The sequence below is a fragment of the Dokdonia donghaensis DSW-1 genome, from assembly GCF_001653755.1.
In the GTDB taxonomy this organism is placed as follows: domain Bacteria; phylum Bacteroidota; class Bacteroidia; order Flavobacteriales; family Flavobacteriaceae; genus Dokdonia; species Dokdonia donghaensis.
Genome location: NZ_CP015125.1, coordinates 2,182,997 through 2,197,920 on the forward strand (window position 1 = coordinate 2,182,997; position 14,924 = coordinate 2,197,920).

Consider the following 14,924-nt stretch of genomic DNA (forward strand, 5'->3'; position numbering starts at 1 on the left):
AATGATACTTTCATACTAAATCGAAGTTAAACCGATTAGTAATTTATGGTTTGCCGCCAGTATCTTTCTATCTTGAGGTTATGGAAAAGATATTAGTAGCAGGTGCCCACGGTACCACAGGAAAAATAATAGTAAACTTTTTAAATGAATCACAATACTTCACACCTATAGCAATGGTGCGTAAGGAGGAGCAAAAGTCTTTCTTTGCATCAAAGGGTGTAGCAACTGTAATGGGAGATCTAGAAGAAGATGTAACTCCAGTATTTAACCAGCCTTATGATAAAGTACTTTTTGCAGCCGGATCTGGAGGTAAGAAGGTAGTTGCTGTAGATCAAGAAGGAGCAAAGAAAATGATTGATGCTTCAAAACAGAATAACATTAAGAAGTTTGTAATGTTAAGCTCTATGGGAGCAGACAATCCAGAGCAGGCAGAAGACCTACAAGATTACCTAAAAGCAAAACATAATGCAGATGTGTACCTTAAAGAAAGTGGTCTTAATTATGCAATAGTGCGCCCAGGAAGCTTAACAAATGATGAGCTTACCAATAAGATAGAACTAGCCGAAAAACTTGGTAAACAGGGGGAGATAAGTCGTAACGATGTAGCTCAAACGCTGGTACGCTCTCTTAATGATGACGTTGCAAACAGAGAAACTTTTGAAATTATAAAAGGAGATAAGCTCATAGCAGATGCCTTAAATAAAGTAGCAGTAGAGGAAGCATAATCACTGCTTTTTAAAAACTATTTACAGATTTTATGAGAAGCTTGTAGCTTGTATGTATTACATATGAGTTACTAGCTTTTTTTATAGAGCTGCTTATTAGTCAGAATATAACATCAAGATTTTACTGCAGGTAATCGTTAGGCAATAATGATTACATTTGGTTATATCAAACACAACCTAATGGCTACGCATACAAAAACCACACTCTCATTTAATTACAATAGAGGTACTCTTGATGATAAAATACTCTTGCAATTGTACAGAGCGATGCTCAAACCTCGTATGATTGAGGAGAAAATGCTCATCTTGCTTAGACAAGGCAAAATCTCAAAATGGTTTTCTGGTATAGGTCAAGAGGCCATCTCTGTAGGAGTTACATCTGCAATGCGTGATGAAGAATATATCTTGCCTATGCACCGTAATCTAGGAGTGTTTACTACGAGAGAAATCCCCTTGTATAGATTGTTTACACAATGGCAGGGTAAAATGAGCGGTTTTACTAAAGGAAGAGATCGCAGTTTTCATTTTGGTACGCAAGAATACAATATAGTGGGAATGATATCACATCTGGGGCCACAACTTGGTGTGGCAGACGGGATCGCTCTTGCTCATAAATTAAGAGAAGAAAAAGCAGTAACGGCTGTTTTTACAGGAGAAGGAGGGACAAGTGAAGGAGATTTTCACGAGGCGCTCAATGTAGCATCGGTATGGCAACTGCCCGTACTTTTTTGCATAGAGAATAACGGCTACGGACTCTCAACACCTACTAGCGAGCAGTATAATTGTGAGCATCTTGCAGACAGGGCAAAGGGCTATGGTATGGAATCACACATTATAGATGGAAATAACATACTTGAAGTCTACACACAAATCTCAAAAATAACAGAAGGCATACGCAATAACCCGCGACCGGTACTTATAGAGTTTAAAACCTTTAGAATGCGAGGTCACGAGGAAGCTAGTGGCACAAAATACGTGCCTCAAGAGCTTATGAATATGTGGGCAAAAAAAGATCCGCTGTCCAATTATGAGGCATATCTGGAGCAAGAAGGTATACTTTCGGCTACGGTAAAAGAACGCTATGCCGTTGAGATTAAGAATGAAATAAATGAACACCTAGAAAAGTCGTATAAAGAGGAGCAAATCACTCCAGATCTCAACACAGAGATGGAAGATGTTTATGCTCCTTTCCGCTTTCGCGAAAGCGTACCCAGCAACACTACAGAAGAACTAAGACTCATAGATGCTATCTCTCAAGGCTTGCGCCAGTCTATGGAAAAGTATGACGATCTTGTGATAATGGGGCAAGATGTGGCAGAGTATGGAGGCGTCTTTAAAATAACCGAAGGCTTTGTAGCACAGTTTGGTAAAGAACGCGTGCGCAATACACCTATTTGTGAGAGCGCCATTGTTGAGACTGCAATGGGTCTTGCTATAAATGGAAAGAAGGCACTAATGGAAATGCAGTTTTCTGATTTTGCAACCTCGGGTTTCAACCCTATTGTAAACTATCTCGCAAAGTCGCATTATAGATGGTCACAACCGGCAGATGTGGTGGTGCGTATGCCTTGTGGTGCAGGGGTGGCTGCTGGACCTTTTCACTCTCAAACTAATGAGGCTTGGTTTACACATACACCAGGTCTTAAGGTGGTTTTTCCTGCTTTTCCAGCAGATGCAAAGGGATTACTTGCAACCGCTATAGAAGATCCAAATCCCGTGCTATTTTTTGAGCATAAAAAGCTATACAGAAGTATAAGACAAGAAGTGCCTACAGATTATTATACATTACCTCTAGGTAAGGCTGCACTCGTAAGAGAAGGGTCGCAGCTTACCATCATTACTTATGGAGCAGGGGTGCACTGGGCGCTTGACTTATTAAATAAAAGAACAGAAATATCTGTAGATCTTATAGACTTAAGAACATTACAACCACTGGATAAGGAGCGCATCATCGCATCTGTTTGTAAAACCGGTAAGGCATTATTACTTACGGAAGATTCTGGATTTGGATCTATTATGTCAGATATTTCGGCTCTTATAATGGAATCTTGTTTTGAGAAGCTAGATGCACCGGTAAAAAGGGTGACAAGTCTTGACACACCTATACCTTTTGATGCAAATCTAGAGCAGCAGTACTTACCATTAGAACGCCTAGAAAGTGCCCTACAAGAGCTCATAGATTATTAAGAATTTACACTAGATTATTATTTAAAATGGGCTTCAAATATGAAGCCCATTTTTTTTATAGGGTTAAAATGTTAATGTTTTAAGTAAAAATGAGTTAAAAGATAGAATCTTGGCTATTGGTTAACATTTAGCCGTTAAAGGCTGCTAAAGTCTAAAAAAAACGCAACAAATGGCGATACTTTTACATCATACTAATCAATAAAACAATCACATTATGTTACGTTACACAATCATATTTATTATTATCGCAATTATCGCTGCAATCTTTGGATTTGGTGGTATTGCCTCTGGAGCTGAGAGTATTGCAAAGATTTTATTCTTTATCTTCATTGTATTATTTGTACTATCATTAGTAAGTCGTTTATTTAAGAGATAAGACTTTATAATAACCCATATTTGGCAATCTTTCTATAGTGGAGAGATTGCCATTTTTACATTAAAACCTAACTATTATGAAATATTTTAAAATGTCATTGTTAGTTATAGTGCTAGCCGTGATTAGCAGTTGTAGTTCTACCTCTGTTATAAGACAATCAAAGAAAACGCTTAAAGGAACCTGGACACTTAACGACGTGAGTTATGACCGTGTAGGAACTTATAATATAAACCTCTTGAACGATGCTTCTGAGGATTGTATGGAAGGTAGTACTTGGAGGTTTATACCTAACAATAATTTTGGAAACTATGAGCTCTCGGGCGCAAGCTGCGATACCGAAAAAAGATACTTCGTATGGTCTATACCTAATAATGAAGGTGATGAGATGAATTATGATATTTTACTAAAGCCTACAGATGCAAAAATGAAATCTGAGACCAATACTGGTTTTAGAATAGCTATTTCTTACCTGTCTGATAACCAGTTGCAAATGACACAAACGGTAAATGTAGAGGGATCTCCTTTTAAAATCACAATGAATTTTACTAAGAACGCAGAGTAATTATTACACATCAAAAAATCATAAAAATGAAAAATATATTAAGAAATATAACGGTGGTAGCACTAGGTGCTGCAATGCTTACAGGTTTTACTAGCTGTGAAGCCACAAAAAATGCAAATAATAAACAAAAAGGTGCCGTAATAGGTGCTACTGGAGGTGCCATATTAGGAGCCATTATAGGTAACAATGCCGGTAAAGGTGGTAATGGAGAACTAGGTGCAGTGATAGGTGGTGTAGTAGGCGGCGGTGCTGGTGTTCTTATTGGAAATAAAATGGATAAGCAGGCACAACAGATAGAACAAGAAATACCAGGTGCGAGTGTAGAGCGTGTAGATGATGGTATCGTGGTAACATTTGATGAGAACTCTGGTGTGTACTTTGATACAGCCAAGTATAACATTAATGCAAATAGCCAGACTATGCTCAATAAACTGTCTAATATTATGAAAGAATACAACCAGACTAATGTTATTGTAGCAGGCCACACAGATAGTGTAGGATCTGATGCAAGTAACCTCACATTATCTCAAAACAGAGCAAACGCAGTAACAAATTATATGATAGGTACAGGGCTCTCTGCAGGGCGTTTTACAACCGTATGGTATGGAGAGGCCCAACCAGCAGCTAGTAATGATACAGCTGAGGGGAGAGCTCAAAATAGAAGAGTGCAACTTGCAATAGTGCCTAATGAGCAAATGAAAGAAGATGCAATAAATCAGGCTAACGGAGGTAATTAAGAACTAGCCTCAACAGAATTCATAAAATCCTTAAAACTTTAGTTTTAAGGATTTTTTATTGTCTCGCGGTTCGTAACTTCACAATGTGAGACAAGATTATGACATCATTATTGTAGGAGGTGGCCTTGCGGGACTAACCGCAGCTCTCCATTTATCCCAATCTGCTCACAGCATTCTTCTTATAGAAAAAAATGAGTACCCAAGACATAAAGTATGCGGTGAGTATGTCTCAAATGAGGTTTTACCGTATCTCAAACGTTTAGGTATAGATCCCATCGCTCACGGAGCAAAGGAAATTACAAAGTTTGCCTTCTCGGGCTTAAGTGCTGAGGCGCTTCATATAGATTTGCCACTAGGCGGTTTCGGTATAAGTAGGTATGCGCTAGATTATATGATGTACAATAAGCTTATTGAAAACGGCGTCACCGTTGAGAGAGCAAGCGTTTTAGACATCACGTATTGTGATGAGATGTTTGAAGTAGCCATCACAGATAAAAGCTATAGAACACCACACGTAATAGGAGCCTACGGAAAGCGGAGTACGCTAGATATTACGCTTTCGCGAAAATTTATTTCCACCCGTTCTCCTTGGCTCGGTGTGAAGGCACATTATCAAGCAGATTTTCCAGAAGATCAGGTTGCCTTACATAACTTTAAAGGCGGGTATTGCGGTCTATCTAAAGTAGAGACAGATGCTGTAAATGTTTGTTATCTGGCAGATGTTGCATCATTTAAAAAATATAAAGATTTAGATACCTATCGAGTTGAAGTATTAGAAAAGAATAAAGAGCTCAAGTCATTTTTCGCGAAAGCGAAACCCTTGTTTAATAAACCACTCACCATAAGTCAGATATCCTTTCAAAACAAGCAGACTGTGGAGAATCACATACTTATGATAGGTGATAGTGCAGGTCTTATACACCCGTTATGTGGTAATGGTATGGCGATGGCGATACATAGTGCTAAGATTGCTAGTGAGTGTTTATTAGAATATCTGTTATACCCAAAAAGTAGAGCGCACCTAGAGCAAAATTATACCAAGCAGTGGAAGGCTGCATTTACAACCAGAATGCGCAACGGTGCTATCATACAGCGAGGCTTGCAAAGCGATACTATCACTAAAGTAGGTGTGAGAGTTTTACAGCAATCACCTAGATTACTCACTAAGATTATAACATCTACTCACGGCAAAAACCTTTTGTAATGAATTTTGATAAACGTAGTAATGCTCCAGAATTAATGGATGACCCAGAGTTGCCAGAAGCAGACCTACGTCTTGCTCTCAAAGATCTAGCTGTGGTAAACAAATACTTAGGCGGTAACAAGATAACAATCAATGCACTTGAGGATATGATAACCTCACAACCCGATAAAAAACATTGGAGAGTGATAGATGTAGGTTGTGGAGATGGAGAGGTTTTAAGACAGATTGCAAGACATTTTGAAAACCTAGATTATAAGATAGATTATAAGATAGATTTTATAGGGCTTGATATAAATGAGAAGAGCATTGCCAGAGCAATAAAGAAGTCAGAAGGTATCTCACATCTCACGTTTAGCACTCAAAATATACTTACGCTAGACGCTGCTACAGCAGGGTGCGATATTATATTATGCACCTTGACAATGCACCACTTTACAGACCAGCAAATCTGTACCTTTATTAAAACCTTTGTGCAGCTTGCAAGTACAGGAGTGATTATAAATGATTTGCAGCGCAGTAAGATTGCATATCGTTTGTTTCAGCTTTTTAGCGGTATATTTATGAAAAGTAAGATTGCTAAGTATGATGGTAAGGTGAGTATAGCTAGAGCCTTTAAAAAAGAAGAATTAGAAACCTATTCAAAACAACTCGCACTAGATAGTTATTTCATACAGTGGAAATGGGCATTTAGATACTTGTGGGTTATAAAAACAATATGAGCGTAAAAATAACAACGGTAGCAAAGCAGTTGCCACAGTACTCACGCACCACAGAGGAAATCTTGCCTTTTTTAGACATATGGTTAGACGAGCAGGAAGATCGCTTTAAGAGAAAGGTAAAAAAGATTTTTGGCAATGCCGCTGTAGACAAACGCTACAGTATAATGGCACCAGAGGAGGTATTTACTGCTACTAGTTTTCAAGAAAAAAACGATATCTACACGCGAGAGGTTGTAAAGCTAGGAGAGCAAGTGCTCTCAAAAGCACTTGATAAAGCTGCGTGGGAAGGGCAATCGCTAGATTTTATAATAACAGTGAGCTGTACAGGTATTATGATACCGTCACTAGATGCCTATTTAATAAATGCTTTAAATTTAAGACAAGACATTGTACGACTTCCAGTAACAGAGATGGGATGTGCAGCTGGTGTAAGTGGTACCGTTTATGCAAATGAGTTTCTCAAGGCAAATCCTGGCAAGAGAGCGGCGGTGATTGCTATAGAGAGTCCTACGGCTACCTTTCAGCACGATGATTACTCTATGGTAAACGTGGTGAGTGCGGCAATTTTTGGTGATGGAGCTGCCTGTGTTTTATTATCGAGTAGAGAAGAAGATAAGGGACCAGAGATAGTAGATACCGCAATGTATCACTTTTACAATGCACAAGAGATGATGGGTTTTAAGCTGGTAAATACAGGTTTACAAATGATATTAGATCAGCAAGTACCACAACAAATAGCAGATAAGTTTCCAGATATTATACATCCGTTTCTCGCACAAAATGGATTTAGTATAGAAGATGTAAACCACCTTATATTTCATCCAGGAGGCCGTAAAATTGTAGAGACGGTAGAAGACCTTTTTGGTAAACTAGGTAAAAATATAGATGATACAAAAGAAGTTCTAAAGTTGTATGGTAATATGAGTAGTGCCACTGTTTTGTACGTTTTAGAACGTTTTCTAGACCGACAGTGTGCTCCGGGGGATCTAGGAATAATGTTGAGTTTTGGTCCAGGCTTTTCGGCACAACGCGTACTTTTAAAATGGTAATAAGAGATGAGTCAAAGCTATAAAAATAAATATGCTGTTATACTGGGTGGAAGTGCTGGATTAGGCCTTGCCACGGCAAAGAAGCTAGCCCACGAGGGTATGAATATTATTATCATACACAGGTCAAGACGTAGTGTGGTCGCAGCTTTTGAAAATGCTGTGCGGGAGATGGAGATCTCTAGCTGTGAGATTATATCTTATAACACAGACGCACTTAACCCTAAGAAAAGGCAAGAGACTGTAGATGATATTTTAGCAAAACTTGGTAAAGGTGTCATTAAATTAATCGTACATAGTATTGCACGCGGTAACCTAAAACCGTTGTATGATACAGAAGGCGGGAATACACTTTCTAATGAAGATTTCAAGGGCACGCTGGATGCAATGGCAGTGAGTTATTATGATTGGGTTTCCGCTTTCGCGAAAGCGGAATTATTTACCCCATCTGCAAGAGCCATTGCGTTTACGAGTGAGGGTAGTAGTCGTGCGTGGCCACAATATGCAGCAGTTGCGGCGGCAAAAGCTGCCCTAGAGAGTATCTCTCGCGGAATTGCCCTTGAGTTTGCACCGCTGGGTATAACGTCTAACTGCATACAAGCCGGCGTTACAGATACCGAAAGTTTACGCCTCATACCGGGTAGTGATAAAATGAAAGAAATGGCGGTTAAGAGAAATCCATACCAACGACTTACACTTCCTAATGATGTGGCAAATGCAGTGTATCTTTTAACAAGAGACGAAGCCTCGTGGATTAACGGTACTACAATACCAGTAGATGGTGGTGAACACATAAGATAATGAGCGGAGAAGAAATCATTGCAGCACTACCATATGGCGAGCCATTTTTATTTGTAGATACTATAGATATGGTGACAAAAGAGGAGATACACGGTAGTTATACCTTTAAACCTGAGGCTTTTTTTTACAAAGGCCATTTTAAAGATTTACCTGTTACTCCTGGAGTTATTCTTACAGAGTGTATGGCACAAATAGGTCTTGTAAGCTTAGGTATTTTTAAAATGCAAGATAAGGACCTGTCTCAATTACAAGTAGCGTTTACAAATGCACAAACAGAGTTTTTAAAACCTGTATTACCAGGAGAGCGAGTAATAGTAAAAGCTGTACAAAAATATTTTAGATTTAATAAATTAAATTGTGCCGTAAAGCTATATAATGAAGGAGGTGATATTTGTGCGCAAGGTGAGCTAGCAGGAATTTTTAACACAAAAGATGAAGCATAGAGTAGTGATTACAGGTATGGGTGTTTGTGCTCCTAACGGAATAGGATTAGCACAATTCTCTGATGCTATATTTTCGGGTAAAAGTGGTGTTACTTTTCATCAACAGCTAGCTGATTTGAATTTTGGCTGTCAGATTGCGGGACAGCCTGATGTTACTCCTGAGCTTTTAAAAGAATACTTCACACCCTTACAGTTACGTGATTTACAAAGTTCGGGTATTGAGTATGGTATGATAGCAGGTGTAGACGCTTGGAAAGATGCTGGTCTCAATATTATTGCTAAGGATGCTGTAGACTATGATAGTGGGATAATTTTTGGCGTTTCGCTACTGGGTGCAGAAAAATTTAGAAGCGCTATTTACCAAACTGATGAGGGTAAAGTGCGCCGATTAGGAAGCACTACAGTTATCCAAACAATGGCAAGCGGGATAAGCGCCTACTTAGGCGGTTACATAGGTTGTGGTAATCAAGTTACAACAAATAGTAGTGCCTGTACTACAGGTCTTGAGAGTGTCTTAATGGGATATGAGCGCGTGCGCAATGGTGATGCGGTGCGTATGCTAGTAGGGAGCTGTAATGACAGTGGTCCTTACATATGGGGAGGTTTTGATGCTATGCGTGTACTTACTAAAAAATATAATGAGAACCCTACGGCTGGCAGTAGGCCTATGCAAGAAGATGCAAATGGTTTTGTACCGGGCAGTGGGGCAGGAGCACTTGTACTAGAATCTTTAGATAGTGCACTGGCAAGGGGGGCTCGCATTTATGCAGAAGTTTTAGGAGGAGCTGTAAATAGTGGAGGACAGCGTATGGGAGGCACAATGACAGCACCTAACAGTGAGGCGGTGCAGCACTGTATACGTACTGCTGTAAGAAATAGTGATATTAATAGTCGAGATATAGATACCATAAATGGTCACCTTACATCTACAGGAATGTGCCCTACAGAGATAAAAAATTGGAGTGAAGCGTTAGAGTTAAGGGGTAAAGATTTTCCTTATATTAATTCTCTCAAGAGTATGACTGGTCATTGCCTTGCTGCCGCTGGTAGCATTGAGACTGTGGCAACCATATTAGAACTTAAAGATAATAAGGTCTTTGGCAATATAAATACAGGTAATTTACATCCAGATATAAAGGGTATAATAGATGATAGCTGTGTGCCTAGTCATACCGTAAATAAAACAATTTCTATAGCGGCTAAGGCTAGTTTTGGCTTTGGAGATGTAAATTGCTGTATGATATTTAAAAAAATTACAGCTTAAAATAAATATGATAGTAACCTGATGAGTAAGAATCTCATCACACATTTAAAGATATGAACATAAAGCATTACGACGAGTTAAAAAACATTATTAAAATCTATCTTCCAGAAGATGTATCTGTAGATGATATTAAACCTACTAGTCATCTTACTCAAGAGCTTAATATAAATTCTGCAAATCTGGTAGACATCGTATTAGACGTAGAAGATCATTTTGATATTACCATAGAGGATGATGAGATAGAAAAGATGGAAACTGTAAAATCTGCTATAGAAATTATAGAAGCAAAGGTTTTATAAGGCTTTTTGAAGTAAAAAAGTTATTCTAAAAGCTCCCGATATGGGGCTTTTTTATTTGTAGTAGATTTCTTTATTAAAAATAACGCATTTTTATTCCGAAGTATATTTACTTTATTTTTTGTGCTAACCGATAAAAACTTACTTTTTAATAGATTGATTTATAGTTTTTTAAGTTTAGTATAGTTTGGGATTAATATAATTTGTAATTTTAGTCTGTAAGTAAACTTTTATCGGTGCATACTTATAATCAATGGTTTATACGATGTTTTTGTACCTTACAGACATCAATCAAACGAACACTTATGAAATCATCACTCATTGCATTATTACTTTTTCTAAGTATCCCGCTAGTCGCTTTTTCAAATCCTACGATAGACCCAGACGAAAATGCTACACAAGAAACTCAAGAAGGACTTTATATTGATACAGCAAGTGCGCTAGAGCGTGAGGCCATTTTGTATACCAAAAATGGGCAAGAAGATAAGGCGGTAGCATCTCTCGAAGCCTATATTGTAAAAACTGGTGATTTTTCTATTTTAGAAAATAGCGCATATGAAGTTCTAAAACGAAACAACGGCTTTATTGAATTAAAGGATAAGTACTTAGTTAAGTTTAGTATGGGTACTTTTTTCTATTTGTATGTAGGGTTGATAGGTATATTTATTGCCCTTATTCTAAATGCGAGAAAAAAGCAAGATAAAATGGCAAATGGTCTCATAAGTCTATTTGTCTTTATGCACTCTTTTTTCTTAATACACGTAGCACTTTATTTATCTAATTATGTGTATTATGAGCCGCACACATTATCGATGTCTGCGCCGTTTTCATTTTTGTATGGTCCTGTACTTTATTTTTACTTTAAGCGAATTACAAAAAATTATGAGTTTAAAAAGACAGATGCGCTGCATTTAATACCTACGGTTATATTTTTAATACTGCTTATTCCAGTCTTTGCAATGTCTGCCGAGGGAAAATTAGAGATTATGCTTGGTGAAGGCTCTTACTCTACATTACCATACTTAGTTCCAGCTACTATATGTAAAGTAATATCTCTTGTAGTCTACGGATTTTTTACTATCAAACTCTATCTCAATAATAAGCAAGCAGCAAACGTTGAGATAAAGCAATTGCGTTTACGTCGTAACATAGTTATTGTGCATAGCGTGTATGCAGTGTTTTATGCCCTTTATGCATTTATATTAATACAGTATAGTTTTGGAAGTGATTTGTTGCATATTCAACTCTTAGCGATGACAGGCCTTGTATTATATGTTGGGTATGTGGCTTACTCAAATCCACAGGCGCTTATAGGGACTACGGTTGTTAAAGTAAAAAAGGCGGTAAACAAATATCAAAACTCTGGTCTCACACCGAGTTTCTCAAATGAACTCAAAGAGCAACTTGTCAAGCTGCTAGAAGAAGATAAACTGTATAGACAAAGTACTCTCAAACTTGAGTATGTTGCAGAGCGACTAGGTACAACACGTCACAATGCTTCACAGGTAATAAATGAGCATTTTGGCCTTAACTTCTTTGAACTTATAAATAAATATAGAGTAGAAGAGGCTATGGAACGTTTAAAAAACAACCCAGAAAACCTTAATATCATAGACATAGCCTATGAGGTAGGCTATAATAACAAAGTGACTTTTAATAAGTCATTTAAAAGATTTTGTGATCTCACACCTACACAGTTTCTCAAACTTGAAAATGTGAGCTGATCATTGTATTAAATAGTTGGAATATTCATAATCGGCTCTCAAGTAGAGTCGATTTTTTTGTGCGTCTGTGCGGTAGCTTTTACGCTTTCGCGAAAGCGTAAACCCTGTTATATTAATCATTTCCTCATTAATTACTAGGCTATAATGATCTGATGTTTGTACCCAGTACCCCAGCCAGTCTAATGTAGACTCATCATAATAAAGATACCAAGTGTCTGTGCCATCTTGAAACGTCACTTTAAGCTCGTGTGCTGGTCTACCTTGAAAATCTGTAATACCTAAGTACGTTTTTACCGAGCTATCTGTGTCTAGCGTGTAGGGAAGACCCAGCACAAAAGTGGCGGCATATAATTTGTTTTGTAGAGCCTTCTTGCTTACAGATGTATCACGTGTACCATCCTTAAACTGCAGTATTGCAGTATCCTTTTGTATGAGTTTATACGTGTGTAGGCTATCTTTCCAGATAATGGATCTCATAGCGCCATTTGTAAAATCATAAGTGTGTTTTTCGAGACGGTCTATTTCGGTAGTGCTGTCTTTATCGTAAAGTTTGAATGCTTTTTCAAAAGAGAGTGATTTTATACCCTCGTAGTTTTCCTTTCCTCCGCTGGAGCTCATTATTTTTTGTAATAATGCATTTCCAGTCATTACTTCTGGTGTAGTAGCTGTGTTGGTCCTAAATAAAAAATATAATAATACTGCGATGCCACCAGCGATAGCAATAAGTATGAGTCTTCTTTGTAAACCTCTTAATACAGCCATAAATTTGTAATATTAGAACTCACAATATACAATATAGTGCACATTTATAAGAGTGATTTATAGTGATGATAAGGGTGTGGTTTTTCGCGAAAGCGTAAAAAAGATAGCAATCAACAAAGAGATTTTAAAATTGTTAATTACTTCTTTTTTTTGTGCTTACTTAACCCATCGCAAGTCCTTATATTAGCGACTCCACGACATTTTATGGCTCAAGAAACACAATACAACGAAGATAATATACGCTCCCTCGACTGGAAGGAGCATATCCGTATGCGTCCCGGGATGTATATAGGTAAACTAGGCGACGGCTCAAGTGCAGATGACGGTATCTATATCCTTGTAAAAGAGGTCCTTGATAACTGTATAGATGAATTTGTAATGGGTGCGGGTAAGACCATTGAGATTTCTATACAAGGCGAAAAAGTAATCGTACGCGATTACGGCCGTGGGATTCCGCTAGGAAAAGTGGTTGATGTTGTTTCAAAAATGAACACGGGTGGTAAGTATGACTCGCGTGCATTTAAGAAATCTGTAGGACTCAACGGTGTAGGTACAAAGGCGGTAAATGCACTTTCTAATTATTTTAGAGTAGAGTCTACCAGAGATGGTAAGTCTGCAAGTGCAGAGTTTGAGCGTGGAGAGCTTACAAATCAAGACTTGCTAGATGAGACTTCGCGTAGGCGCGGGACTAAGGTTTCGTTTGTACCAGATAGTGAGATATTCAAGAACTTTAAGTTTCGCTCTGAGTATGTAGAGCGCCTTATAAAGAACTATGTATACCTTAATCCGGGTCTGACTATTGTTTTTAATGGTGAGAAGTTCTTTTCTGAAAATGGATTAAAAGATTTACTATCTGAGTCTATAGCAGAGGGGGATAGACTTTATGATATTATCCATCTTAAAGGTGAAGATATTGAGGTTGCTATTACACATAGTAAAACGCAGTACTCAGAAGAGTATCACTCTTTTGTAAACGGTCAGCATACCACTCAAGGAGGTACACACCAAGCGGCATTTAGAGAGAGTATTGTACGTACTATACGAGAGTTTTATGGTAAGAATTATGAGGCTTCAGATATTAGAAAGTCTATAGTATCAGCTATAAGTATCAAGGTAATTGAGCCTGTTTTTGAGTCACAGACAAAGACTAAACTAGGTTCTACAGATATGGGAGGAGACTTACCTACGGTAAGAACCTACATAAATGATTTCTTAAAAACGGCCCTAGATAACTTCTTACACAAAAATCCGCCAGTGGCAGATGCTTTGCAGCGCAAGATTTTACAGGCAGAGCGTGAGCGTAAAGATCTCTCTGGTATAAGAAAACTTGCAAAGGAGAGAGCAAAAAAAGCGAGTTTACACAATAAGAAATTAAGAGATTGCCGTATACACCTTACAGATAGTAAAAAAGCGCGCAACCTAGAGACTACACTGTTTATCACAGAGGGAGACTCTGCATCTGGATCTATAACAAAGTCACGAGATGTAAACACACAAGCGGTTTTTAGTCTTAAAGGGAAACCTCTTAATAGTTACGGTCTTTCTAAAAAGATTGTGTACGAAAACGAAGAGTTTAACCTATTGCAAGCGGCACTCAATATAGAAGAATCTATAGAAGATTTACGCTATAATAACATTGTAATCGCAACCGATGCCGATGTAGATGGTATGCACATACGCCTGTTGCTTATTACGTTTTTTCTTCAGTTTTTTCCAGAAGTTATTAAAGAGGGACACCTGTATATACTAGAGACGCCACTTTTTAGAGTGCGTAACAAGAAGGAAACTATATACTGCTACAGTGATCAAGAAAAGGCAGATGCGATGGCAAAGCTAGGTGCAAAGCCAGAGATTACCCGATTCAAGGGACTTGGTGAGATATCGCCAGACGAGTTTCAGTTTTTTATAGGAGAAGATATCAGGCTAGCACCAGTGATGCTCGACAAAGCACTTATGATAGAAGATCTTCTCTCTTTCTATATGGGTAAAAACACCCCAGATAGACAGAAGTTTATTATTGAAAATCTAAAGGTAGAACTAGATAGAGTAGTAGAGGAGTAAAAGAATAACGCTTTCGC

General features: G+C 38.0%; 15 protein-coding genes. 14 read left to right on the forward strand and 1 reads right to left on the reverse strand.

The window, feature by feature from the left end; genetic code table 11:
- Positions 1-80: 80 nt before the first annotated feature.
- The 13 genes from I597_RS09625 to I597_RS09685 all read left to right on the forward strand — a co-directional run bounded on the left by I597_RS09625 (position 81) and on the right by I597_RS09685 (position 12,084).
- Complete coding sequence (locus tag I597_RS09625) at positions 81-725, forward strand: SDR family oxidoreductase (RefSeq protein ID WP_035328649.1); 645 nt, start codon at positions 81-83, stop codon at positions 723-725.
- Between the two features lie 180 nt (positions 726-905).
- The gene (locus tag I597_RS09630) at positions 906-2,912 is read left to right on the forward strand and encodes an alpha-ketoacid dehydrogenase subunit alpha/beta (RefSeq protein WP_035324925.1); all 2,007 of its coding nucleotides are present in this window, start codon (positions 906-908) and stop codon (positions 2,910-2,912) included.
- A gap of 214 nt (positions 2,913-3,126) precedes the next feature.
- The gene (locus tag I597_RS09635; protein ID WP_021778916.1) at positions 3,127-3,288 is read left to right on the forward strand and encodes a DUF1328 family protein; all 162 of its coding nucleotides are present in this window, start codon (positions 3,127-3,129) and stop codon (positions 3,286-3,288) included.
- 76 nt (positions 3,289-3,364) lie between these two features.
- Positions 3,365-3,850, forward strand: coding sequence for a lipocalin family protein (locus I597_RS09640; protein ID WP_035324924.1), 486 nt, complete (start codon positions 3,365-3,367; stop codon positions 3,848-3,850).
- A gap of 26 nt (positions 3,851-3,876) precedes the next feature.
- Complete coding sequence (locus I597_RS09645) at positions 3,877-4,587, forward strand: YiaD family glycine zipper/OmpA-like lipoprotein (RefSeq protein WP_035324923.1); 711 nt, start codon at positions 3,877-3,879, stop codon at positions 4,585-4,587.
- Between the two features lie 85 nt (positions 4,588-4,672).
- A complete protein-coding gene (locus I597_RS09650) occupies positions 4,673-5,791 on the forward strand; it encodes an NAD(P)/FAD-dependent oxidoreductase (RefSeq protein WP_035324922.1) in 1,119 nt (372 codons plus the stop codon).
- Positions 5,791-6,510 carry a methyltransferase domain-containing protein gene (locus I597_RS09655; protein ID WP_035324921.1) on the forward strand — a complete coding sequence of 240 codons (720 nt, stop codon included), beginning with the start codon at positions 5,791-5,793 and terminating at the stop codon, positions 6,508-6,510. Before I597_RS09650 ends, I597_RS09655 begins: the two co-directional genes overlap by 1 nt.
- The gene (locus I597_RS09660) at positions 6,507-7,559 is read left to right on the forward strand and encodes a type III polyketide synthase (protein ID WP_035324920.1); all 1,053 of its coding nucleotides are present in this window, start codon (positions 6,507-6,509) and stop codon (positions 7,557-7,559) included. The genes I597_RS09655 and I597_RS09660 overlap by 4 nt, the downstream gene beginning before the upstream one ends.
- A gap of 6 nt (positions 7,560-7,565) precedes the next feature.
- Positions 7,566-8,357: an SDR family oxidoreductase gene (locus I597_RS09665; RefSeq protein ID WP_035324919.1), complete on the forward strand. Its 792-nt coding sequence runs from the start codon at positions 7,566-7,568 to the stop codon at positions 8,355-8,357.
- Positions 8,357-8,800, forward strand: coding sequence for a 3-hydroxyacyl-ACP dehydratase FabZ family protein (locus tag I597_RS09670; RefSeq protein ID WP_035324918.1), 444 nt, complete (start codon positions 8,357-8,359; stop codon positions 8,798-8,800). Before I597_RS09665 ends, I597_RS09670 begins: the two co-directional genes overlap by 1 nt.
- Entirely contained in the window at positions 8,790-10,064 is a 1,275-nt protein-coding gene (locus tag I597_RS09675; RefSeq protein WP_035324917.1) for a beta-ketoacyl-[acyl-carrier-protein] synthase family protein, read from the forward strand. The genes I597_RS09670 and I597_RS09675 overlap by 11 nt, the downstream gene beginning before the upstream one ends.
- 53 nt (positions 10,065-10,117) lie before the next feature.
- Positions 10,118-10,363, forward strand: coding sequence for an acyl carrier protein (locus I597_RS09680; RefSeq protein ID WP_035324916.1), 246 nt, complete (start codon positions 10,118-10,120; stop codon positions 10,361-10,363).
- Positions 10,364-10,665: 302 nt separating this feature from the next.
- Positions 10,666-12,084, forward strand: a complete 1,419-nt coding sequence (locus I597_RS09685) for a helix-turn-helix domain-containing protein (RefSeq protein WP_052111703.1) — start codon at positions 10,666-10,668, stop codon at positions 12,082-12,084.
- On the opposite strand, the gene I597_RS09690 is transcribed toward I597_RS09685, so the two are convergent.
- Entirely contained in the window at positions 12,085-12,846 is a 762-nt protein-coding gene (locus I597_RS09690; protein WP_035324915.1) for a hypothetical protein, read from the reverse strand.
- A gap of 204 nt (positions 12,847-13,050) precedes the next feature.
- On the opposite strand from I597_RS09690, the gene I597_RS09695 reads away from it, so the two are divergent.
- On the forward strand, positions 13,051-14,907 hold the full coding sequence (locus I597_RS09695; protein ID WP_035324914.1) for a DNA topoisomerase IV subunit B: 1,857 nt from the start codon (positions 13,051-13,053) through the stop codon (positions 14,905-14,907).
- Positions 14,908-14,924: the final 17 nt, after the last annotated feature.